Source organism: Achromobacter aegrifaciens, assembly GCF_902859965.1.
Classification (GTDB): domain Bacteria; phylum Pseudomonadota; class Gammaproteobacteria; order Burkholderiales; family Burkholderiaceae_B; genus Achromobacter; species Achromobacter aegrifaciens.
The window spans coordinates 1,484,110-1,506,084 of record NZ_CADIKO010000002.1 but is presented as its reverse complement, the minus strand read 5'-3'; the positions used below and the strand labels follow the sequence as shown (position 1 = coordinate 1,506,084).

The window sequence follows — 21,975 nt, the reverse complement described above, 5'->3', positions numbered from 1 at the left end:
CGGACACCCAGAAAATCCCCTTACGGAAATCCTCCACATGAACCTACTGCTCCTCAGCAATTCCAGCAGCGACGCCGGCTATCTGGTCCACGCGCTGCCCGACATCCGCGAACTGATCGCGTCGCTGCCGCAAGGCGCGCCGGCCGTCTTCGTGCCGTACGCTGGCGTCACGCGCGACTGGGACGACTACACCGCGCTGGTGGCGTCGGCCCTGGCGGATACCGGCCTGGACATCCAGGGGCTGCATCGCGCCGAGGATCCCGTGGCCGCGCTGGAAGGCGCCGCGATCATCATCGTGGGCGGCGGCAACACCTTCAACCTGCTGGGCCAGTTGCGCCGCCAGGGCCTGCTGGACGTCGTGGCGCGCCGCGTGCGCGAGGGCGCGGCCTATCTGGGCTGGAGCGCAGGCTCCAACCTGAGCTGCCCCAGCATCTGCACTACCAACGACATGCCCATCACGGACCCGCAAGGCTTCGACGCCCTGGGCTTGCTGTCGTTCCAGATCAATCCGCACTACACCAATGCCCATCCGCCCGGACACCGCGGCGAAACCCGCGCCCAGCGCCTGGCCGAGTTCTGCACGCTGAATCCGCAGATGCCCGTGCTGGGCTTGCCGGAAGGCTCCGCGCTGCGCGTGCGCGGCAATCGGATCGACCTGGTCGGCCCGCACGACGCGCCGCTGTTCCTCGGCAACGAAGAGCCGCGCGTGTTCCGTCCGGGTCCCGTGGAGATCCCGGCATGAAGCACGTCATCGACGCCATCGAACTGCTGTCCTCTGCGCACATCACGGGCGAGGCCGTGGCCGAGCAGCTGCGCGCGGCGGGCAACTGTGAAGTCGAAGTGACCCGGCTGGAGCGTGACGGCGCGGCCACCGAATTCCTGTCCATCGTCATTCCGGGCCTCGACGAAACCGCGCCGCAACTCGGCATCGTCGGCCGCCTTGGCGGCATCGGCGCGCGTCCGGCGGTCACCGGCCTGGTGTCCGACAGCGACGGCGCGGTGGTCGCGATTGCCGCGGCGTTCAAGCTGATGGCCATGGCGCGCCAAGGCGACGTCATGCCGGGCACCGTGCGCATCCGCACCCACATCTGCCCGCGCGCCGGCACGCGGCCGCACCATCCGGTGCCGATGATGCGTTCGCCATTCCCGATGCGCGAGATGATGTCGCATGAAGTCGACCCGCGCATGGACGCGATCCTGTCCGTCGACACCACGCGCGGCAACCGCCTGGTCAACAAGCGCGGCGTGGCGCTGACGCCGGTCGCGCGCCAGGGCTATCTGCTGCGCATTCCCGAGACCATGCTGGACGTCATGGGCTGGGTCAGCGGCGAACTGCCGGTGACCTTGCCGCTGACCACGCAGGACATCACGCCTTACGAAAACGGCCTGTGGCACGTGAACTCGTTGATGCAGCCCACGATCGTCACCGGCGCGCCGGTGGTGGGCGTGGCGCTGACCGCGCAGACCACTGTGCCGGGCTGCGCCACGGGCGTGACCAACGCCGTGGACGCCGACGTCGCCATGCGTTTCTGCATCGAGATCGCCAAGCTCTACGGGCAAGGCGCGATGAGCTTCGTCGACGAAACGGAATGGGCCGCCTTGCAGAGCCGCTACGGTTCGATGGCGCATCTGCAGACCGTGGGCCGCGAAAGCGCGGGCGAGGCATGAGCGCGCAGCCGCGCCGCGTGGCGTTCTTCACCATCGGCCAGTCGCCGCGCAGCGACGTGGTGCCCGAGATGGCCCCGCTTTTGGGCGCGCAGGTGCGCATCGACGAATTCGGCGCGCTCGACGGGCTGGACGCCGCGGGCCTGGCCGCGCTGGCGCCCAAGCCGGGCGAATACCGCTTCGCCACCCGCATGCGCGACGGCTCGCAGATCGAACTGGACGCGGCCGCCGCCGAGGCGCGCTTGGCCGAGGTCATGCGCCAGGCCGATGCCGCGGGCTACGACGTGCTGGTGCCGCTGTGCACCGGCACCGCGATCGCGCCGATGCGCACGCTGGTGGTGGAGCCGCAGCAGGTGGTGGACCACCTGGTCGCCGGCCTGGCCGAGCATTGCCGCAAGGTGGGCCTGGTGGTGCCGCTGGAGGCGCAGGTCGATGCCTTCCACATGGTCGTGCCGCTGTCCTGCGAGACCGTGGTCGTGCATGCCTCCCCCTACGAAGCCGACGCGGCCCAGGCCGCACTCAACTTCGAGCGGGCCGGCCGCGAACTCGCGTCCTGCGACCTGATCGTCATGCATTGCATGGGCTACGCCGAGCGCATGCGCCAGGCCGTGGCACAGGCCTCGGGCCGGCCGGTGCTGCTGTCCAACCGCATGGTGGCGCAGACGCTGGCGCAAATACTGGAATAACGCCGCGGGTACCGCTCCGCTACCGGGCCGCGCATGGATGCGCGGCGCGGCGTGGGACGGGCGAGCGGCGAGAGGAGACGAAGCGGGCTTCGTCAATCAATCGTTGGGAGTGTTTTTCATGTTCAGCCGTAATCTGCATCGCGCCGCTGGCGCACTGTTCGCCGTCACAGCCCTGACGGCCGCGCCGGCCTTCGCCGCCGACGCCTGGAAGCCCGCCAATCCGGTGCGCCTCCTGGTGGGCTTTGCGCCCGGCGGTTCCGCCGATACCCTGGCGCGCCTCCTGGCCGAGCCGCTGTCGCAGCGCCTGGGCCAACCCGTCGTGGTCGAAAACCTGGCCGGCGCAGGCGGCAACATCATGGCGTACCGCCTGGCCCAGTCGCCGGCCGACGGCTACACCATCGGCATCGCCGCCGCCGGGTCCATGGCCATCACCCATGTCCTGAACCCCAAGGGCACCAACTACAAGCCGGCGGATTTCACGCCTGTCACGCTGGCCGCGGTGCAGCCCAACGTGGTCATCGTCAACAAGGACGTGCCGGCCAACAACCTGGCCGAGCTGAAGGAATACTTCCAGAAGACGCCGACCGCCACCTACGGCACCGCCGGCGTGGGCATTTCCAACCACCTGATCGCCGAGACCATGCTCTACAAGCTGGGCGTGAAGGTGCCGCACGCCGCCTACCGCGGCGCCGCGCCCGTCATCACCGACCTGCTGGGCGGCCACATCGCCATGACGATGGACAACATCTCCACCGCCGCGCCGCTGGCCTCGCAAGGCAAGGTCAAGGCCATCGCCGTGGCCTCGATCAAGCGCGCGCCGCAGCTGCCCAACGTGCCGACGCTGGACGAGCAGGGCCTGAAGGGCTTCGACATGCCGACCTGGCAAGGCGTGTTCGCGCCCGCCGGGCTGCCCGCCGACGTGCTGGCCGCCTACTACGCGGCCATGCAGGACGTGCTGAAGCAGCCCGCGCTGGTCGAGAAGATGGCCGGCCTGGGTTCCGAGCCGGTCACCGGCATGACGCCCGAGCAGTTTGGCCAGTTCCTGGAGAAGGACCGCCAGCAATGGGCCGACATCGTCAAGGCGGCCAACATCAGCCTGGAACAGTAAGCCGGGTTGTCCAACAAAAACCCTCCGGTGGCACGGAGGGTTTTTTTCATGGCGCGAGCCGCCGCGCTTGACTCTGAAGCCGCTACAGGCTTTGTCATGGTGCCTTTCCCCGACCAGGACAGCCATGAGCGACAGCCATCAGCACGGCGACGTGCGCGCCTTGCCCGAATCCCGCCTCTGGATCGCCTTGGGCCTGACCGGCAGCTTCATGCTGGTCGAGATCGCGGGCGGCCTGATCACAGGCAGCCTGGCATTGATTTCCGATGCCATGCACATGATGACCGACGCCATGGCCTTGCTGCTGGCGCTGGTGGCGATACGCGCCGGTCGCAAGGCGGCGGACCTGATGCGTACCTATGGTTACGCCCGCTTCGAGATACTGGCGGCGGCGGTCAATGCGCTGGTGTTGTTGGGCGTCGCGTTCTACATCCTGTACGAGGCCTACCAGCGCCTGTCGGCGCCGCAGGAGATCCAGTCGCTGGGGATGCTGGCCGTCGCCGTGGTGGGGCTCATCGTCAACCTGATCTCGATGCGCATGCTGGCAGGCGCCAAGGACGAAAGCCTGAACGTGAAGGGCGCCTATCTGGAGGTATGGGCCGACATGCTGGGCTCGATCGGCGTGATCGTCGGCGCTGTGCTCATTTGGTTCACGGGCTGGCGCTGGGTGGATTCGGCGCTGGCGGTGGGCATAGGCTTCATGGTGTTCCCGCGCACCTGGGTGCTGCTGCGCGAGTGCGTGAATATCCTGCTGGAAGGCGTGCCGCCGGGCATGAACCTGCAGGCCGTGCGCGCCGCCATCGCCGGCACGGCCGGTGTGGCTTCCATCCATGACATACACCTGTGGGCGGTGACGCAGAGCAATCCCATGCTCACGGGGCACGTGGTGCTGGCGGCCGGGGCCGACGGCGAACAGGTACGCCGGGCCATCGAGGACAGGCTGCAGGCGGATTTCGACCTGCACCACACGACGCTGCAGATGGAGCGCGAGGATCGTTCCTCGCAGGAGCATATCCACTGACGACGGCCGCATGAGCGGCAAGCCCGCAAGCAAATAAAAACCCCTGTCCGCAGACAGGGGTTCATCGGCAGCCAGGCCAGGCCGCGAGGCCTGCTCTTTTTATTTGCCTGGCACTCTGGCCGCGATCTCGGCGATCAGTCGCCGCGCGGCGTCCAGCTTGTCGGCGGCGGGCAGGGGATGGGTGCCTTGCTCGTCGAACAGCACCAGTTCGGTGGTGTCCGCATCCATGACCTTGTGCGCCAGGTTGCCCACCAGCAGCGGAATGCCCTTGCGCGTGCGCTTGGCTTCGGCATGCTCGGCCAGCTTCTCGGTTTCGGCGGCGAAGCCGACGCACCAGGGGCCGTCGGGCAGCTTGGCCACTTCGGCCAGGATGTCCGGATTGGGTTCGAATTCCATCACGGGCGCGCCGCCGCCTTCGCTGGTCTTCTTCAGCTTCTGGTTGCTGACGTTCTTGACGCGCCAGTCGGCCACCGCGGCCACCGCGATGAAGATGTCCGCGTCGGCCGCGCTGGCCATCACGGCGTCGTGCATCTGGCGCGCGGTCGTGACCGACAGCGCGGTGACGCCGCGCGGCACCTGCAGGAAGGTGGCGCCGGTGATCAGCGTGACGCGGGCGCCGGCCTCGCGGGCGGCGCGAGCCAGCGCGTAGCCGGTCTTGCCCGACGAACGGTTGCTCAGCACGCGCACCGGGTCCACGGGTTCGGACGTGGGACCGGCGGTCAGCAGCACGTGGCGGCCGGCCAGCAGCTTGGGCTGGAAGAAGGCGATCAGGTCGGTCAGCAGCTCATGCGCTTCCAGCATGCGGCCATCGCCGGTTTCACCGCAGGCCTGTTCGCCGGCGGAGGGGCCCAGCACGCTGATGCCGTCGGCGCGCAGTTGTTCGACGTTGCGCTGCGTGGCCGGGTTGGCCCACATCTCGCGGTTCATGGCGGGCGCCACCAGCAGCGGACAGGCGCGCGCCAGGCACAGCGTGGACAGCAGGTCGTCGGCCATGCCGTGCGCCAGCTTGGCCATGAAGTCGGCGCTGGCCGGAGCGATCAGCACCGCGTCCGCGCCGCGCGTCAGGTCGATGTGCGCCATGTTGTTGGGCACGCGGGCATCCCAGGCATCCACGAACACCGGACGGCCCGACAGGGCCTGCATGGTGACCGGCGTGATGAAGTGCGTGGCCGCCTCAGTCATGACCACGTCGACGGTGGCGCCTTGTTCGGTCATGCGCCGCACCAGCTCGGCGATTTTGTAGCAGGCGATGCCGCCGGTCAGGCCGAGGACGATGCGTTTGCGGGCGAGGTCGAGCATGAGGGAGGCGGCGGGTTCAGCGCCGTGTAAACGAGGAACGGACAGTGATTTTATTCTGCATTGCGGCATTGCGCCTTTCGCGATGCGTTCAGGGGGCATCAAGCAGGACAAAAACCGTGGGAAATGCTGAAGGAAGCCGGGGCGTCGCGCCCCGGCCGGGCCATCTTCAGGCCTGGGTCTTGGCCTTGCGGCCGCGCAGGAGTTCGTCCAGCACCAGCAATATGGCGCCGCAGGTGATGCCCACGTCCGCCAGGTTGAAGGCGGGGAAGTAGGAGGTGTTCCAGTAGAACAGCAGGAAGTCCACCACGTGGCCATAGACCACGCGGTCGATGACGTTGCCGATGGCGCCGCCCAGGATCAGGGTCAGCGCCAGGCTGAAACGCGGCTGGCCATGGGTACGGCGCAGGATGATGGTGATGACCACCGCCGCCACGCAGCCCAGGCCGGTGAACAGCCAGCGCTGCCAGCCTTCTTCGGACGCCAGGAAACTGAAGGCGGCGCCGCGGTTGTACATCAGCGTGAAGTCGAAGACCGGCAGCACGTTGACGCGTTCGCCGTACTGGAACGAGGTGTTGAAGTAGACCTTGGTCAACTGGTCCAGCACGATGATGAGCAATGCCAGGGCCAGCCAGCCGCCCACGCGCGCCGGCGCGGCGCGGACGGGGGCGGCGCCCGTCACTCCGGGGTCGGAGGGGCGGGCCATGCTCAAGCCTTGTCGCGGGCTTCGCCCGTGCCGAACAGGTTGGACACGCAGCGGCCGCAGATCTCGGGATGATCCGCGTCCTGGCCCACGTCCAGGCGCCAGTGCCAGCAGCGTTCGCACTTCTTGTGCGTGGACGGCGTGACCTCGATGCGGGTCTCGCCTTCGCCCGCGTGCACCGTGGCGCGCGAGACGATCAGCACGAAGCGCAGGTCGTCGCCCAGGCTGGCCAGCAGTTCCTGGTCGGCACCGTTGGCGTACAGGTCCACTTCGGCCTGCAGCGAGGAGCCGATGTCGCCGGCCGTGCGCACTTCTTCCAGCTTGCGCTGGACTTCGGCGCGGATGGCGCGCAGACGCGCCCACTTGGCCGACAAGGCGTCGGCATCGGCGAACGGGGGCAGCGCGTGGTAGACCTCGGTGAAGATCGTGGTGCGGGCGGCGTCGGCCTGGTTCTTCAAGGCCGAGTTGACCAGTTCCTTCCAGGCTTCTTCAGCGGTGAAGGACAGGATCGGCGCCATCAGCTTGAGCAGCGTCTGCGTGATGTCCAGCAGGGCCGTCTGGGCCGAGCGGCGCGCGCGGCTGTCCTCGGCCGAGGTGTACAGGCGGTCTTTCAGGATGTCCAGATAGAACGCGCCCAGGTCTTCCGAGCAGAACGTCTGCAGGCGCGAGACGGCGGGGTGGAAGTCGTAGCGTTCGTAGTTGGCCTGGACCTCGGCCTGCATCTGCGCCGTCATGGCCAGCGCATAGCGGTCGATCTCGAACAGTTCGCCATAAGGAACGGACTGCGTCACCGCGTCGAAGTCGGCCAGGTTGGCCAGCAGGAAGCGCAGCGTGTTGCGGATGCGGCGGTAGCCTTCGACCACGCGCTTCAGGATCTCGTCCGAGATGGACAGTTCGCCCGAGTAATCGGTGGACGCCACCCACAGGCGCAGGATTTCCGCGCCCAGCGAGTCGGACACCTTTTGCGGGGCGATCACGTTGCCCACCGACTTGCTCATCTTGCGGCCCTGGCCGTCCACCACGAAGCCGTGCGTGAGCAGGGCCTTGTAGGGCGGTTGGCCGTAGAGCATGCAGCCAGTCAGCAGCGACGAATGGAACCAGCCGCGGTGCTGGTCCGAGCCTTCCAGGTACAGGTCGGCGGGCCAGGCGAGTTCAGCGCCATGCGAGCCGGCGAAGTCGCCGTCCTTGCCGCCCAGCACCGTGGCGTGCGTGCTGCCCGAGTCGAACCACACGTCCAGCGTGTCGCGGTTCTTTTCGTACTGGTCGGCTTCGTCGCCCAGCAATTCGCGCGGATCCAGCGTCTGCCAGGCTTCGATGCCGCCTTGTTCGACGCGCTGCGCCACCTGTTCCAGCAATTCAGAGGTGCGCGGGTGCAGTTCGCCGGTTTCCTTGTGCACGAAGAAGGCCATCGGCGTGCCCCATTGCCGCTGGCGCGACAGCGTCCAGTCGGGGCGGTTGGCGATCATGGCGTGCAGGCGGGCGCGGCCCCAGGCCGGATAGAAGGCGGTGGCGTCGATGCCGGCCAGCGCCGATTCGCGCAGGGTCGGGCCGCCGTCCTTGGGGGCCACGTCCATGCCGGCGAACCACTGGCTGGTGGCGCGGTAAATGATGGGGGTCTTGTGGCGCCAGCAGTGCATGTAGCTGTGCTTGTGCTTTTCCACGTGCATCAGCGCGCCGGCTTCCGTCAGCGCCTCGACGATCTTGGGGTTGGCGTCCCAGATGGACAGGCCGCCGAACAGCGCCAGGCTGTCCACATACTTGCCGTCGCCCATGACCGGGCTGATGAAGTCGGTGTCCTTCATGCCGTGCTCCTTGCACGAGATGAAGTCCTCGATGCCGTACGCCGGCGCCGAGTGCACCACGCCGGTGCCGGAGTCGGCCGTCACGTAGTCGCCCAGGTAGGCGGGCGACTTGCGGTCGTAGGCGGCGTTGAACTGCGCCAGCGGGTGGCGGAATTCGATGCCCGACAGCGCCGCGCCCGGTGCCGTGGCAATCACTTCGCCTTCCAGGTTCCAGGCTTTCAGGCAGGCTTCGACGCGTTCCTTGGCGATCAGCAGGAGCGGACCGAACTTGGGAACCGGCGTCACGCGCACCAGCGCGTATTCGATTTCGGGATGCAGGTTCAGCGCCTGGTTGGACGGGATGGTCCAGGGCGTGGTGGTCCAGATGACGATGGCGCCGTCTTCCACCGAGTCCAGGCCGAAGGCGCTGGCCAGCTTGGCGTGTTCGGCGAACGGGAAGGCCACGTCCACCGCCGGGTCGACGCGGTCGGCGTACTCGACCTCGGCTTCGGCCAGGGCCGAGCCGCAGTCGAAACACCAGTTCACGGGCTTCAGGCCGCGGAACACGTAGCCCTTGTCCAGGATGCGGCCCAGCGCGCGGATTTCGTCGGCTTCATTGCTGAAGTTCATCGTCATGTAGGGACGATCCCACTCGCCCAGCACGCCCAGGCGCTTGAAGTCCTTGCGCTGGCGGTCGATTTGTTCGAGGGCGTAGGCGCGGGCCTTGGACTGCACTTCCGCCACGGGCAGGTGCTTGCCGTATTTCTTTTCGATCTGGATTTCGATCGGCATGCCGTGACAGTCCCAGCCCGGCACGTAATGCGCGTCATAGCCGGCCATGTTGCGGCTCTTGACGATGATGTCCTTCAGGATCTTGTTGACCGCGTGGCCGATGTGGATGTCGCCGTTGGCGTAGGGCGGGCCGTCGTGCAGCACGAAGCGCGGCCGGCCGCGGCTGGCGGCGCGGATCGCCTGGTAGACGTGGTTTTCTTCCCACTGCGAAATCCAGGCGGGCTCGCGCTTGGCGAGGTCGCCCCGCATGGGGAAGGGGGTATCGGGCAGGTTGAGGGTCTTTTTATAGTCCATGAACGGCAAAATAGGCGCGCGCGTTTCGCGCGTCTTCGGCGATGGCGGCAGTCAGGGAAGGGAGGTCAGGAAATTTTTCTTCGTCCCGCAGCTTTTGCAGGAATTCGACGCGTACGAGTTTACCGTAAGCGTCGACGGTCTCGTCGAGCAGGTGCGACTCCAGCAGCACGCGGCCGCGGTCTTCGACCGTGGGGCGCACGCCCAGGCTGGCGACCGCCGGCAGCGGGCGGTCGGCCAGGCCGTAGACCTGCACCACATAAATGCCCGAGCGCGCGGCGCAGCGCTCGGCCACCCGCAGATTCATGGTGGGAAAGCCCAGCGTGCGGCCCAGCTTCTGGCCGTGGATCACGTGGCCGCTGATGTGGTACGGGTGGCCCAGCAGGTGGCGGGCGCGTTCCAGGTCGCCCACCGCCAGCGCGGTGCGCACCTCGGAACTGGAGATCCGGTGCCCTTGCTGGTCGGTCACGTCCGCCAGGGTCTGCACCTCGAAACCATGGCGCAGGCCGGCCTCGCGCAGCAGGTCGATGTCGCCGCTGCGCTTGTGGCCGAAGCGGAAGTCCTCGCCCACCAGCAGCCATTTGGCATGCAGGCCCTGGACCAGCAATTGTTCGATGAAGGCGTTGGCCGACATTTCGGCCAGGCGGGCGTTGAAGCGCTCCACCACGACCTGGCTGATGCCGTAACGCGCCAGCGCCGCCAGCTTGTCGCGCAAACCCGAAATACGGGTGGGCGCCAGCTCCGGGCGTTGATTCAGGGTGGCGAAATACTCCCGCGGATGCGGCTCGAAGGTCATCACGGCGGGCGTCAGGTTGCGGTCGCGAGCGACTTGGCAGACGCGCGCCAGCATGGCCTGGTGTCCGCGATGGACGCCGTCGAAATTGCCGATCGTCAGCGCGCAAGGGGCGCGCCGGTCGGGCGGGGGCAGGGATCGGTAGATGCGCAGCGATGGTTTCACGAGCGAGAGTTTACAATTTTGGATTCCGGGTTTGTTCCTGTCCTTACCTGCCGCGCGTCCAGGCTGTCGCCGCGCGCGGGATTGCGTAGGGCGGGCGGGCCCGATTTCCCTTGGAATTCCTTATCTTGCCGGAAATATCTACCACCAAGCGCCGCATCGTCATCCTGATTTCGGGACGCGGCAGCAATATGCAGGCCTTGGCCGAGGCCTGCCGCAATGAAGGCTGGCCGGCCGAAGTCGCCGCCGTCATCGCCAGCAAGCCCGATGCCGCCGGCCTGGAATGGGCGGCCCAGCAGGGCATCCCCACCGGCGCGCTGTATCACAAGGACTACGCCAGCCGTGAAGCCTTCGACGCCGCGCTGGCCGCCGAGATCGACCGCTACGAACCCGATTACGTCATTCTGGCGGGCTTCATGCGCGTGTTGACGCCGGGCTTCGTCAATCACTATGCCGGCCGGCTGGTGAACATCCACCCGTCGCTGCTGCCGGCGTTTCCCGGGCTGCACACGCACGCCCAGGCCCTGGCCACCGGGGTGCGCGTGCACGGCTGCACCGTGCACTTCGTCACGCCGGTGCTGGACCACGGTCCCATCATCGCCCAGGGCTGCGTGCCGGTCCTGGCGGGCGATACGCCCGAATCCCTGGCCGAGCGCGTGCTGGCGGTCGAACACCGGGCTTTCCCGGCGGCGGTGCGCTGGCTGGCCGAAGGCCGGGTTACCCTGACCAGCGACCACCGCGTCAACGTGCAAGGCGATCCCGATCGCCTTTTCGCCTGGTCGCCGGCCGCCTGAGCGGCCCCGAATCGAATTTTTCGGGCGGAAGCCCTCCGCCCCACTGGAATACACCATGACCAAACCCCAATCTCCGCGTTCCCGTCCGGCTGGCGCCGCCAGGGCCGCGTCCGAAGGCCGCGACGGTCGGTCCTTCTTCTCGCGCCCCAAGGGCGAGGCGCGCGCCCCGATCGCACGCGACAACGCCCGTGACGAGCGCTCCGGTGGCAGCCGCGACGAACGCTCGGCCGGCCGCCCGACGCCGCGCCCGTCCTACGACGCGCCGCACGGCGAAGGCCGCGGCGGTGAACGCGGTTCCTACGGTTCGGACCGTCGCGAGGGTCGACCGAGCCCGCGTCCGTCCTTCGATCCGGCGCGCGGCGAGGGCCGCGGCGAGCGCGGTTCTTATGGTTCCGAGCGCCGTGATGGCCGCCCGGGCCAGCGTCCATCCTACGATGCTCCACGCGGCGAAGGCCGTGGCGGCGAGCGCGCTTCCTATGGTTCGGAACGCCGCGAAGGCCGTCCGGGCCAGCGTCCGTCCTACGACGCCCCGCGCGGCGAAGGCCGTGGCGGCGAGCGCGCTTCCTATGGTTCGGAACGCCGCGAAGGCCGTCCGGGCCAACGTCCGTCCTACGACGCCCCGCGCGGCGAAGGTCGTGGCGGCGAGCGCGCTTCCTATGGTTCGGAACGCCGCGAAGGCCGTCCGGGCCAACGTCCGTCCTACGACGCTCCGCGCGGCGAAGGCCGTGGCGGCGAGCGCGCTTCCTATGGTTCGGAGCGCCGCGAAGGGCGTCCGGACTCGCGTCCGTCCTTTGACGCCCCGCGTGGCGAAGGCCGTGGCGGCGAACGCGCCTCCTATGGCCCGGATCGTCGCGAAGGCCGCGCGGACTCGCGTCCGTCCTATGGCTCGCCGCGAGGCGATGATCGCGGCGGCGAGCGCGGCGGCGAACGCGGCCAGTATGGCGGCCCGCGCGGCGGCGATGGCGGCCAGGACCGCCCGCCCAAACCCCAATTCAATCGCCCGCGCCAATCGCACGCGGCGATCCGCATCGACCAGGTCCAGCGCGTCCTGGGCGAAATCCTGCAATGGACCTATCCGGCCGACGCGGCCCTGTCGCACTGGCTGCGCAATCATCCGAATCTGGGCGCGCGCGATCGCTCCGAGGTCGCTGAAGCCGTCTACGACGTGCTGCGCCATCTGCGCCGCTACCGCCAGTTCGGAGAAAGCGGCGTCGGTCCTGCTTCGCGCCGCCTGGCAATCCTGGGCCTGGCCGCGACGCTGGGCGCCGAGGCGCTGGCCGAAGGCATGGACGCCGGCGAAGCCGAATGGCTGCAGCGCGTGTCGCAGATCGACCTGGCGACACTGCCGCGCGCCGTGCGCGGCAGCATCCCGGACTGGCTGGACGAACGCCTGGGCGCCATGGACAGCCCGGAAACGCTGATCGAGGCGCTGAACCGCCAGGCCAGCCTGGACCTGCGCGTCAACCCGCTGAAGGTCGAGCGCGACGCCATGCTGGCCGAATTGCAGCAGGGCGCCGGCCGCTACGAACCTGTCGCCATGCCTTATTCGCCCTGGGGCATCCGCATGGAAGGCCGTCCGGCCATCAACCGTTGGCCGCAGTTCGAGAACGGCAGCATCGAAGTCCAGGACGAGGGCAGCCAGTTGCTGGCGCTGCTGGTGGCGCCGCGCCGCGGCGAAATGATCATCGATTTCTGCGCCGGCGCGGGCGGCAAAACACTGCTGCTGGGCGCGCTGATGCGCTCCACCGGCCGCCTGTACGCGTTCGACGTGTCCGCGGCCCGCCTGCAGCGCGCCAAGCCGCGCTTTGCGCGCAGCGGCCTGTCCAACGTGGTGCCGGTGGTCATCGACAGCGAAAACGACGCCCGCGTCAAGCGCCTGGCCGGCAAGGCCCAGCGCGTGCTGGTCGATGCCCCGTGCAGCGGCATTGGCACCCTGCGCCGCAATCCGGACCTGAAATGGCGCCAGCACCCCGAGGCGCTGGCCGAACTGGGCCAGCTGCAGGAACGCATCCTCAACAGCGCGGCGCGCTGCGTCGCCCCGGGCGGCCGCCTGGTGTACGCCACCTGCAGCCTGCTGGCCGAGGAAAACGAGGTCCAGGCCGAGCGTTTCCTCGCCAGCCATCCGGATTTCGAGCGCCTGGACGCCGCCGAGATCCTGGCCGCGCGCTGTGAAAACCTGAAGCTGGACGGCCCCTACGTGCAGCTGCGCCCCGACGTGCACGGCACCGACGGCTTTTTCGCCGCGGTATTCGAGCGCAAGAAGAAGGGCGCGGCGACCGTGGCCGAAGAAGCTTCGGAAGCGGACGAGGTTTCGACTGAAGAAACGTCCGACGGGGACGCGGCCGGTCCGCAGGACCAGCCGGCCTGATCGGGAGCGCCGGGTCAGGGACCCGGCGTCACCACCACCGTGGCGCTGTAGCGGCGCGTGCCCAGGGTCTTGTTCTGGTACTTCACTTCCCAGGCCAGGCTGTCATTGCCTGGCTGGTCCGCCTGGTAGACCACCTGGGATACCGGCACGGTCTGGTAGGCGCAACGCCCGGAATCGCTGGACTGGCCCCGCGTCTGCATGATGTTGGCCTTGCCCAGGCGCGGCGTCATGGTGAGCGATACGCGCGGCGCGCGCAGCGCCAGGCAGTCCGATCCGCGGATCTCGTAGTACGAGGCCAGCACGGCGACGTCGCCCGATTTCAGCGTTTGCGCGGAAACGGTGGCGGGCAGGACGGTGCCCAGCGCGGCCAGGGCGTAAAAAAATTGGGGACGGATTTTTTTCAGCAACATCAGTGGGACAAAAGAGACAGTTTGGTCGGTAAAGCACCCGCAGTGTGCGCCAGCCGCAAGTCCGCTTCAAGACCGGACGCCAAGCTGACAGGAACTTTAACGGCGAAATCGAGCCCAAACCTTGCGCCTTCGCGTATGCCCCCCACCTACCCTGGGGAGGACGGCCCTAGCGCCGCGTGCCGCAAGGCTCGGCCTCGCAACCCGCATTTTTGGTGGCGAGAGTGGGTTTTTGCCCTGAAAAACCGGGGCTTAGTCCTTGATTTCGCTCAAAAACTATTTTGAAACTACCTTGTCATAAGTCAGCCAAGGTAAGCTAAACTCCAGGCACTTCTCTAGCGAGGCTCCTAACAGCTTTATGGATTACATCCTTTCCTTCATTGCCGGCGGTCTGACCCAAGCCACTTGGTGGCAGGTTGTCGTGTTCACTCTGGTTGTGACGCACATCACGATTGTGTCGGTCACGGTCTTTCTCCATCGCAGCCAAGCGCACCGTGGTCTGGATCTGCATCCGGCCGTCATGCACTTCTTCCGTTTCTGGCTCTGGATGACGACCGGCATGGTCACCAAGGAATGGGTGGCCATTCACCGCAAGCACCACGCCAAGTGCGAAAAGGAAGGCGATCCCCATTCGCCCATCCTGTTCGGCATCTGGAAGGTGCTGTTCCGCGGCGCGGAACTGTACCGCGAAGAATCGAACAACAAGGAAACCATGGCCAAGTTCGGCCACGGCACGCCTGACGACTGGCTCGAGCGCAACGTCTACAGCAAGCACAGCCTGTGGGGCGTGCTGTCCATGCTCGCCATCGACATCGCCCTGTTCGGCGCCATCGGCGTCACGGTATGGGCCGTGCAGATGGCCTGGATCCCCTTCTGGGCCGCCGGCGTCGTCAACGGCATCGGCCACTACTGGGGCTACCGCAACTACAACAGCCCGGACACCAGCACCAACGTGTTCCCCTGGGGCATCGTGATCGGCGGCGAAGAGCTGCACAACAACCACCACGCCCATGGCACGTCGGCCAAGTTCTCGGCCAAGTGGTACGAATTCGACATCGGCTGGTGCTACATCAACATCCTGAAGTTCTTCGGCCTGGCCAAGATCAAGAAGGTTGCGCCCAAGCTCAAGCTGGACGACAGCAAGACCGGCATCGACCTGCGCACCCTGCAGGGCGTGATCACGCACCGCTACGAAGTCATGGCCCGCTATGCGGACGTGATCAAGAGCGCCGCCCGTGAAGAGCTGGCCAAGCTGAAGGATTCGCGCAACAAGGACAGCGCCGAGTGCGACTGGACCAAGCTGCACAGCGTGCGCCGCGCCATCCACCGCAACGAGGACATCCTCCAGCCCGAACAGGTTGCCGCCGTGGATCAAGCCATCGCCCGCAACAAGTCGCTCGCCACGCTGGTACAGATGCGCCGTGAACTCGGCCGCATCTGGGAAAGCTCCAGCGCCAGCAGCGAACAGCTTCTTCATGACCTGCAGGCCTGGTGCCAGCGCGCCCAGCAAAGCGGCATCGCCGGGCTCGAGCAATTCGCTCAACGTCTGCGCCGCTACGCGGCATGATGCTAGAGAAGCTCAATCCTGAACAACGCGCCGCAGTAACGTTAGAACCGCAGCACGCCCTGGTCCTGGCCGGGGCGGGCAGCGGCAAGACCCGGGTGCTCACCACCCGCATGGCCTGGCTGATTCAAACCGGCCAGGCCTCGCCTTTTGGGCTGCTGGCGGTCACGTTCACCAACAAGGCGGCGCGCGAAATGCTCGCGCGCATGTCGGCCATCCTGCCGATCGATACGCGCGGCCTGTGGATCGGCACCTTCCATGGCCTGTGCAACCGCATGCTGCGCGCGCATCACCGCGATGCCGGCCTGCCGCAAAGCTTCCAGATCCTGGACGTCACCGACCAGCTCGCGGCGATCAAGCGCCTGATGAAGGCCAATGGCGTCGACGACGAAAAGTATCCTCCGCGCGACGTGCAGCGCTTCATCAACGGCGCCAAGGAAGAAGGCCTGCGTCCCGCCGACGTGGAAGCCTACGACGCCCATCGCCGTCGCCTGATCGAGATCTACCAGCTCTACGAGGCCCAGTGCCTGCGCGAAGGCGTGGTGGACTTTGCCGAACTGCTGCTGCGCGCCTACGAACTGCTGTCGCGCAATGCGCCGGTGCGCGAGCACTACCAGCGCCGTTTCCGCCACATCCTGGTCGACGAGTTCCAGGATACCAACACGCTGCAGTACAAGTGGCTGCGCCTGTTGGCCGGCGGCGGCGCCGCAATCTTCGCGGTGGGCGACGACGACCAGTCGATCTATGCCTTCCGCGGCGCCAACGTCGGCAACATGGCTGACTTTGAACGCGACTACGCGCGCGGCACCGTGATCCGCCTGGAGCAGAACTACCGCTCTTTTGGCCACATCCTGGATTCCGCCAACGCGCTGATCGGCCATAACACCGGCCGCCTGGGCAAGAACCTCTGGACCGAGCAGGGCGACGGCGAGCCGGTGCGCGTCATCGAGCAGCCGTCCGACGGCATGGAAGCGCAGTGGATCGTGGACGAGATCCGCTCCCTGATCCGCGAAGGCAGCCTGCGCCGCGAGATCGCCGTGCTCTACCGCAGCAACGCGCAGTCGCGCGTGCTGGAACACGCCATCTTTTCCGCCGGCATTCCCTATAAGGTGTACGGCGGCCTGCGTTTTTTCGAGCGCCAGGAAATCAAGCACGCGCTGGCCTACCTGCGCCTGATGGCCAATCCGCACGACGACACCTCGTGGATGCGGGTCGTCAATTTCCCCACGCGCGGCATCGGCGCGCGCACGCTGGAGCAATTGGGCGACGCCGCGCGCGCGCACGACACCAGCCTGTACGCGGCCGTGGCCCTGGTGCCCGGCAAGGGCGGCTCCAACCTGGCGCAATTCGCGCAGCTGATCCATCGCCTGATCGAAGAGACCCGCGACCTGCCGCTGCCGGAAATGGTCGAGCACATGCTCGAGGCCAGCGGCCTGAACGCGCACTACAAGGCCGAACGCGAAGGCGCGGAGCGCCTGGAAAACCTGAGCGAACTGGTCACCGCCGCAGCGGTGTTCGCGTCCGAGGAAAACTACGACGGCATGCCTGCCGGCGTGGTGCCCGAACAGGACACGGCCTCCACGCTGAACGCGGGCGTGGTCGACGCGCCGGTCGTGGCATCCGACGGTTTGACTCCGCTGGCGGCGTTCCTGTCGCATGCGGCGCTGGAAGCGGGCGACAACCAGGCCCAGCAGGGCCAGGACGCCGTCCAGCTAATGACCGTGCACGCCGCCAAGGGCCTGGAGTTCGACGCGGTGTTCATCACCGGCCTGGAAGAGGGGCTGTTCCCGCACGAGAACAGCGTCCTGGAAGCTTCCGGACTGGAAGAAGAACGCCGCCTCATGTACGTGGCCATCACGCGTGCGCGCCAGCGTCTGTACATCAGCCTGGCGCAAAGCCGGATGCTGCACGGCCAGACGCGCTACGCGATGCGGTCGCGCTTCCTGGAAGAAATTCCCGAACAGCACCTGAAGTGGCTGTCGCCCAAGGCCGGCCTGGCCCAGGTTGGCGGCACGGGCGCCGGCTGGGGCGGCGGCAACCGCGGCGACGCTTTTGGCCGCAAGCCCACCAATACCATTGCGCCGCGTCAAGCCCGCAGCGTTACCACCGGCGTCACGGTGGGCGACAAGCAGTATCGTGTAGGTCAGGGCGTGCACCACGCGCGGTTCGGCGAAGGCACGATCATCGGCTTGAGCGGAGCAGGGCAGGACGCCCAGGCTGAAATCCAGTTCCGCGACGTGGGCGCCAAGACCTTGGCGCTGGGCATCGCCAAACTTGACATTGTTCAGGGTTGATACTCATGGCCGACAACGATACTTCCAAAGCCGAGCTGGCGTCGCTGCGCGCCGAGGTCGATGAAATCGACCAGCAGATAATGCTGCTGCTGGGCGTGCGGTTCCGCTGCACGGACATGATCGGCGAGCTCAAGCGCGATCTGGGCATGGACCTGGTGGATCCCAAGCGCGAGGAGCAGCAGGTCGCGCGCATCCGCCGCCTGGCGCAAGAGGCGGGCGTGCCGCCCGCGCTTGCCGAAACCATCCTGCGCGAAGTGATCGACACCGTGGTCGACCACCACACCCGCCTGCGCGAGCGCCCGTACTCGTAATGCCAGGCCGGCGGCGCATGGAAGCCTGCATCATCTGCAAGCTGCCGGGCGCCGCCTCTCCCTTTCCTACAAGACCTGCATGAACGCCAGCAAGGCGTCGATCTCGTCCGCGCTCAACGCGAGCGGCCGGATGTGTTCGGACTTGCTGGGCGCATACGGGTCGGGCGGATCGCTGGGCACGGGATCGCGGCCCATGCCGGCGTTGTACATCCGCAGCAGGCCCTTCAGGTCGGGAAACAGTCCGTTGTGCATCCACGGTCCGGCGCGCGACACATTGCGCAGGCTGGGCGTGCGGAATTTGCCAAGATCGGCGGGATTGCGCGTCGCTTCGTAGCGCCCCAGATCCTGGTTGCGGCGGCCATAGAAGGACAGGCCGATGTTGTGGAACTGGTGATCCGTCAGCATCGCGCCGCTGTGGCAGTTCATGCAGCGCGCCTGGGTGCGGAACAGGTGCATGCCGATTAACTCGCTGTCGTCCAGCGCATTCGATTGTCCATCCAGGAACTTGTCGAAGCGCGTGGTTTCGGGCCGCAGCGTAGCGACATAGGCGGCCAGCGCGCGCGCCAGGCGGTCGGCGTCCACAGGCGGCTGCGCTGCCGGGGCGGCGCCGAATGCTTGCAGGAACTGCGCAGGGTAGGGATCGGCCGCCAACAGGCGCGCCACGGCGCCGTCGGCGTCATGGTTCATTTCGCGGGGATCGTGGATGGGGCCCAGCACCTGGTCCTTCAGGCTGGCGGCGCGTCCGTCCCAGAACAACCGGGGCGCGAACGGCGCCGCATACAGCGGCGTGGAGCGCCGCCTGCCCATCAGCTTGTCTTCGCCCACGGCCAGCGCGAGGCCGTCGGTGAAGGCGCGCTGCGGCAGATGACAGGAGGCGCAGGACACCTGCCCCTTGCGCGACAGCCGGGTATCGAAGAACAGCATCTGCCCCAGCGTCACCACCGCCGGGCGCGCGACGTCCGCAGCCAGTTCCTTTTGGCCGGCATTGGCGGCGGTCCAGGCGAGGGGCGGACTGGAAGCGGGCGGCACCGGGCCCCATTCGCGCCAGGCCACGCCGGGATCGATCGTGGGCGCTGGCCAGGTCCAGGGCGGCCCGGCGTACAGTGGCCGCAGGCAAGCGGCATTCCAGCCCGTGGGCGTACGGCAGGCGGCCTGATCGTCCTGGGCGTCTGCATCGGCGTGGGATAGGGACGCCGCCAGCGCCAGCGCCGCGCCCAAGATCAGAAGCGGTAACCGACTTGCAGCCATAGCTCCCGTCCCGTCTGATAGGTACTGCGGTTGGTCTTGACGTTGGGATTGCTGGCCGTCACGGCGGGCCTGCGGTCCAGCACGTTCAGGACTTCGACCGTGAATTCCAGACTGCGCGCAAACGTGGGATTCCAGGAAAGCTTGGTGTCCCAGGTCCAGTAGGACGGGATCTCGCCGGATTCGAATCGATCCAGGTAGTCGGGCCGCGGACCGCGCCCGACGTAGACGGTGGCGTCGCGCTTGCTGCGCCAGTTCACCATGTTGCTCCAGGTCAGGCCGGCGCGCGGCCACGCGCCGGTCAGGCTGAGGGTGGCGATCTGTGGCTGGTAGAAGGAGCTTGGAGGCAGGTCGATGGCGCGCAGGCGCGAGCCGTTGTAGATCACGTATTCGCCGGGGTCGCGCGCGTCGCCGTTGTAGCCTTCGACCAGGTCCGCGTTGGTCTTGCGCTTCTGCCAGCTCCAGCTTGCCTGCATGTTCCAGCGCGTCTCGCCCAGGCGCCAGGGCTCCAGCGTGCGCAGCGACAGGCTGACCCCGTCGGTGGTGGACAGGCCGTCGTTGGTGTAGCGGTAGCCGTCCTTGTCGTTGCCGGTCGTGGCCCACTGGTCGCGGCCGTTGCGGCGCACGTAGCTCAGCACGCCTTCCATGCCCGCCATGCGCTGGCGCAGCGAGACCGCCCATTCATCGTCATAGGGCATGCGCAGGCCCTTGTACTCCACGTAGTACTCCTTGCTGCCGTCCGCCACGGGCTTGCCGTTCTTGTCCAGCACCTGGCGCCGCAGGCGGCTGCGTTCTTCCTTGAGCGCCGTCTCCAGCACGCCGGCCCCGTAGTACCGCGACCAGCCGGCGCTGAGCAGGGTATCGCCCGAACCGAACATGTCCCAATCCAACCGCGTACGCGGCGACAGGTTGTTGTTGCCGAGGAACGTCTCGCGGTCGTAGCGCAGGCCGGCGTCCAGCGCCAGCCGTTGCCATTCGATGCGGTCCGACAGATAAAGGCTGGCCATGTTGTAGTTCACGTCCACGGTGCCGGGCAGGTAGCGGACCTTGCTGAAATCCCGATAGCTGCCGTCGCGGTTGTAAGCGCGCTGGTAGGAGTGGCTTTCCTGGAAACGCTCGAAGTTCGCCTGCACCTGGTTCAGTTCCGCGCCTGCATAGGGGATGTGCGTGAACACGCCCGTGCGCACCGGATCCAGGTCGACCCGGCCCTTCAGCGTCCAGGTGTCCTGCCGCGTCTGCTCCTTGCCGAAGCCGCCCGCCGTGTACCGCGGCAGCAGGTAGGGGCTGAATGTCACCAGCTCGTCGCCGACGGATTCGCGGTTGCTGAGCGACCGGTCCCAGCCCGCCTGCAGCGCAAGCCGGCCGCCCTGGAAGTAGTGGTCTACGTTGACGCCTATGCCGCGCGCCTCATGGTTGTTGTCCCAGCGCGTGTGCCGGAACAGGTCGCTGGCCAGGGTTTCGCTGCGGTCGCTGTATTTCAGCGTCAGGTCGGCCGTGGTATCGGCGCTGGCGCGCACGCTGAACTTGCCCAGGAAGTTGTCGATCCGGTCGCTATAGGCGGCCTGGCCCGGCGCCGGCTGTCCCTTGTCGTCCACGCCCATGTTCCAGCGCGCGATGTCCGATTCGCGGCGCGACATGGCCAGCACGGCGCCTGATTTTTCATTGAAGGCGAGGTCGCCCACGGCGGAGTAGAAGCGCTTTTTCCATTCCGGCGAATAGCCCGGCTTGCCCTGCGCCCAACTGTTTTGTTCGCCCTCGGCGACCTCCTGCCGCGTCATTTTGGAAGTGTTCCAGCGGTAGTCCAGATTCAAGCGGTTTTCGCCGGAAAAGCGGCGCAGCCTGGCGTCGACGACGCCGCCCGTGAAGCGGCCGTACTCCACCGGCACGAAGCTGTCGTGCACGCGCACTTCCTCCAGCAGGCTCGTGTCCACGAAGTACGACTGCGGGTTGCTGGGCACGTTGCCGACCTGCAGGTTCAGGTTCTTGCTGGCCGGGTCCACGCGGTTGGTCGCGTCCATGCCGTCGAGCTGGAACAAGTTCTGGTAGGGGCTGGAGCCGTGGAAGGAAATGTCCTCCACATTGAGCGAGCCGCGGTTCTGCGAGCCGGCGGCGCCCGGATTGGTGCGCACCGCCGGATGCGTCGCCACCAGCGTGCTGAGGTCGCGGTTGGAGCTGGGCGTTTCGGCGATGTCCTCGCGGGTATAGATGCGCTCGCCCACCTGCTCGCCGTAGACCCGCACGGCATCCAGGCGCAGGGCGGAAAACTGGTTGGTCTTGTCCACGTAGACGATGTAGCGGCCAGGTCCGTCCGCGCGCAGCGCCAGTCCGGACCCCGCCAGCAGGTGGTTCAGCGCGAGCAGCGGCGAATACTCTCCTTGCAGCGGGGGCGAAGTCTTGCCCGCCACCGCCGCCGGCGGAAACGAGATCTCCAGGCCCGCCTGTCGGCCCAGCGCGAGCAGTGCGTCGCCCAGGGGTTGGGCCGGCAGGTCATAGGCGACGGGCGCGGTCGACTGAGCGGGGGCCGGCGAAGCCGTTATCAACGCGGCGATGAGCAGCGCCGCCGAAGCGCCAGACCGGCGGGCGCGCCGGTTGAAGTGGGGAAACAGCATGAATGCGTCCAAGCGGGTGTTGATGTCAGCCGTAGGACGTGTGCAGGCACGGATTACCTCAGCGGATTGCCGATGAATAATTTATATC

The 21,975-nt window shown here is 67.3% G+C and carries 17 protein-coding genes; 10 read left to right on the top strand and 7 right to left on the bottom strand.

Annotated features, from left to right (window positions below):
* Window positions 1-37: 37 nt before the first annotated feature.
* The 5 genes from pepE to HV793_RS18170 all read left to right on the top strand — a co-directional run bounded on the left by pepE (window position 38) and on the right by HV793_RS18170 (window position 4,477).
* Window positions 38-742: a dipeptidase PepE gene (pepE, locus tag HV793_RS18190; protein WP_054456008.1), complete on the top strand. Its 705-nt coding sequence runs from the start codon at window positions 38-40 to the stop codon at window positions 740-742.
* Complete coding sequence (locus tag HV793_RS18185) at window positions 739-1,668, top strand: DUF1177 domain-containing protein (protein ID WP_175181426.1); 930 nt, start codon at window positions 739-741, stop codon at window positions 1,666-1,668. Before pepE ends, HV793_RS18185 begins: the two co-directional genes overlap by 4 nt.
* On the top strand, window positions 1,665-2,351 hold the full coding sequence (locus HV793_RS18180; RefSeq protein ID WP_054456010.1) for an AroM family protein: 687 nt from the start codon (window positions 1,665-1,667) through the stop codon (window positions 2,349-2,351). Before HV793_RS18185 ends, HV793_RS18180 begins: the two co-directional genes overlap by 4 nt.
* Window positions 2,352-2,469: 118 nt before the next feature.
* Complete coding sequence (locus tag HV793_RS18175) at window positions 2,470-3,459, top strand: Bug family tripartite tricarboxylate transporter substrate binding protein (RefSeq protein WP_175213699.1); 990 nt, start codon at window positions 2,470-2,472, stop codon at window positions 3,457-3,459.
* A 124-nt stretch (window positions 3,460-3,583) separates the two neighbouring features.
* Entirely contained in the window at window positions 3,584-4,477 is an 894-nt protein-coding gene (locus HV793_RS18170) for a cation diffusion facilitator family transporter (protein ID WP_054456011.1), read from the top strand.
* A 99-nt stretch (window positions 4,478-4,576) separates the two neighbouring features.
* Here the strand turns inward: HV793_RS18170 and coaBC are convergent, their stop codons facing one another.
* The 4 genes from coaBC to HV793_RS18150 form a co-directional block, all read right to left on the bottom strand.
* Window positions 4,577-5,776, bottom strand: a complete 1,200-nt coding sequence (gene coaBC / locus HV793_RS18165; protein WP_054456013.1) for a bifunctional phosphopantothenoylcysteine decarboxylase/phosphopantothenate--cysteine ligase CoaBC — start codon at window positions 5,774-5,776, stop codon at window positions 4,577-4,579.
* Window positions 5,777-5,942: 166 nt separating this feature from the next.
* Complete coding sequence (lspA, locus tag HV793_RS18160) at window positions 5,943-6,479, bottom strand: signal peptidase II (RefSeq protein WP_054456015.1); 537 nt, start codon at window positions 6,477-6,479, stop codon at window positions 5,943-5,945.
* Between the two features lie 2 nt (window positions 6,480-6,481).
* Window positions 6,482-9,343 carry an isoleucine--tRNA ligase gene (gene ileS, locus HV793_RS18155; RefSeq protein WP_119449335.1) on the bottom strand — a complete coding sequence of 954 codons (2,862 nt, stop codon included), beginning with the start codon at window positions 9,341-9,343 and terminating at the stop codon, window positions 6,482-6,484.
* A complete protein-coding gene (locus tag HV793_RS18150) occupies window positions 9,333-10,298 on the bottom strand; it encodes a bifunctional riboflavin kinase/FAD synthetase (RefSeq protein ID WP_054456020.1) in 966 nt (321 codons plus the stop codon). Before HV793_RS18150 ends, ileS begins: the two co-directional genes overlap by 11 nt.
* A gap of 134 nt (window positions 10,299-10,432) precedes the next feature.
* Here HV793_RS18150 and purN point away from each other — a divergent pair, with 134 nt between their 5' ends.
* Window positions 10,433-11,089 (top strand): phosphoribosylglycinamide formyltransferase, encoded by a 657-nt coding sequence (gene purN, locus HV793_RS18145; protein WP_088159649.1) that lies wholly within the window; start codon window positions 10,433-10,435, stop codon window positions 11,087-11,089.
* A 1,027-nt stretch (window positions 11,090-12,116) separates the two neighbouring features.
* Complete coding sequence (locus HV793_RS31265; protein WP_088159695.1) at window positions 12,117-13,457, top strand: RsmB/NOP family class I SAM-dependent RNA methyltransferase; 1,341 nt, start codon at window positions 12,117-12,119, stop codon at window positions 13,455-13,457.
* A 14-nt stretch (window positions 13,458-13,471) separates the two neighbouring features.
* On the opposite strand, the gene HV793_RS18135 is transcribed toward HV793_RS31265, so the two are convergent.
* Window positions 13,472-13,867: a hypothetical protein gene (locus HV793_RS18135; protein ID WP_119449336.1), complete on the bottom strand. Its 396-nt coding sequence runs from the start codon at window positions 13,865-13,867 to the stop codon at window positions 13,472-13,474.
* Window positions 13,868-14,222: 355 nt separating this feature from the next.
* Here HV793_RS18135 and HV793_RS18130 point away from each other — a divergent pair, with 355 nt between their 5' ends.
* Genes HV793_RS18130 through HV793_RS18120 form a run of 3 tightly spaced genes read left to right on the top strand, consistent with a single transcriptional unit; the run spans window position 14,223 to window position 18,033 of the window.
* Entirely contained in the window at window positions 14,223-15,431 is a 1,209-nt protein-coding gene (locus HV793_RS18130; protein ID WP_175213697.1) for a DesA family fatty acid desaturase, read from the top strand.
* Entirely contained in the window at window positions 15,428-17,722 is a 2,295-nt protein-coding gene (locus HV793_RS18125; RefSeq protein WP_059373632.1) for a UvrD-helicase domain-containing protein, read from the top strand. Before HV793_RS18130 ends, HV793_RS18125 begins: the two co-directional genes overlap by 4 nt.
* Window positions 17,723-17,727: 5 nt before the next feature.
* Window positions 17,728-18,033 carry a chorismate mutase gene (locus tag HV793_RS18120; RefSeq protein WP_054456030.1) on the top strand — a complete coding sequence of 102 codons (306 nt, stop codon included), beginning with the start codon at window positions 17,728-17,730 and terminating at the stop codon, window positions 18,031-18,033.
* Window positions 18,034-18,099: 66 nt separating this feature from the next.
* Here the strand turns inward: HV793_RS18120 and HV793_RS18115 are convergent, their stop codons facing one another.
* Window positions 18,100-19,281: a cytochrome-c peroxidase gene (locus tag HV793_RS18115; RefSeq protein ID WP_175213696.1), complete on the bottom strand. Its 1,182-nt coding sequence runs from the start codon at window positions 19,279-19,281 to the stop codon at window positions 18,100-18,102.
* Window positions 19,254-21,887 carry a TonB-dependent receptor gene (locus HV793_RS18110; RefSeq protein ID WP_175213695.1) on the bottom strand — a complete coding sequence of 878 codons (2,634 nt, stop codon included), beginning with the start codon at window positions 21,885-21,887 and terminating at the stop codon, window positions 19,254-19,256. Before HV793_RS18110 ends, HV793_RS18115 begins: the two co-directional genes overlap by 28 nt.
* Window positions 21,888-21,975: the final 88 nt, after the last annotated feature.

Coding starts and splice junctions, on each gene's coding strand:
- HV793_RS18110 (WP_175213695.1), bottom strand. CDS start 21,887: ATGCTGTTTCCCCACTTCAACCGGCGCGCCCGCCGGTCTGGCGCTTCG.
- HV793_RS18115 (WP_175213696.1), bottom strand. CDS start 19,281: ATGGCTGCAAGTCGGTTACCGCTTCTGATCTTGGGCGCGGCGCTGGCG.
- HV793_RS18185 (WP_175181426.1), top strand. CDS start 739: ATGAAGCACGTCATCGACGCCATCGAACTGCTGTCCTCTGCGCACATC.
- HV793_RS18170 (WP_054456011.1), top strand. CDS start 3,584: ATGAGCGACAGCCATCAGCACGGCGACGTGCGCGCCTTGCCCGAATCC.
- pepE (WP_054456008.1), top strand. CDS start 38: ATGAACCTACTGCTCCTCAGCAATTCCAGCAGCGACGCCGGCTATCTG.
- HV793_RS18135 (WP_119449336.1), bottom strand. CDS start 13,867: ATGTTGCTGAAAAAAATCCGTCCCCAATTTTTTTACGCCCTGGCCGCG.
- coaBC (WP_054456013.1), bottom strand. CDS start 5,776: ATGCTCGACCTCGCCCGCAAACGCATCGTCCTCGGCCTGACCGGCGGC.
- HV793_RS18175 (WP_175213699.1), top strand. CDS start 2,470: ATGTTCAGCCGTAATCTGCATCGCGCCGCTGGCGCACTGTTCGCCGTC.
- lspA (WP_054456015.1), bottom strand. CDS start 6,479: ATGGCCCGCCCCTCCGACCCCGGAGTGACGGGCGCCGCCCCCGTCCGC.
- HV793_RS18120 (WP_054456030.1), top strand. CDS start 17,728: ATGGCCGACAACGATACTTCCAAAGCCGAGCTGGCGTCGCTGCGCGCC.
- HV793_RS18180 (WP_054456010.1), top strand. CDS start 1,665: ATGAGCGCGCAGCCGCGCCGCGTGGCGTTCTTCACCATCGGCCAGTCG.
- HV793_RS18130 (WP_175213697.1), top strand. CDS start 14,223: ATGGATTACATCCTTTCCTTCATTGCCGGCGGTCTGACCCAAGCCACT.
- ileS (WP_119449335.1), bottom strand. CDS start 9,343: ATGGACTATAAAAAGACCCTCAACCTGCCCGATACCCCCTTCCCCATG.
- HV793_RS18125 (WP_059373632.1), top strand. CDS start 15,428: ATGATGCTAGAGAAGCTCAATCCTGAACAACGCGCCGCAGTAACGTTA.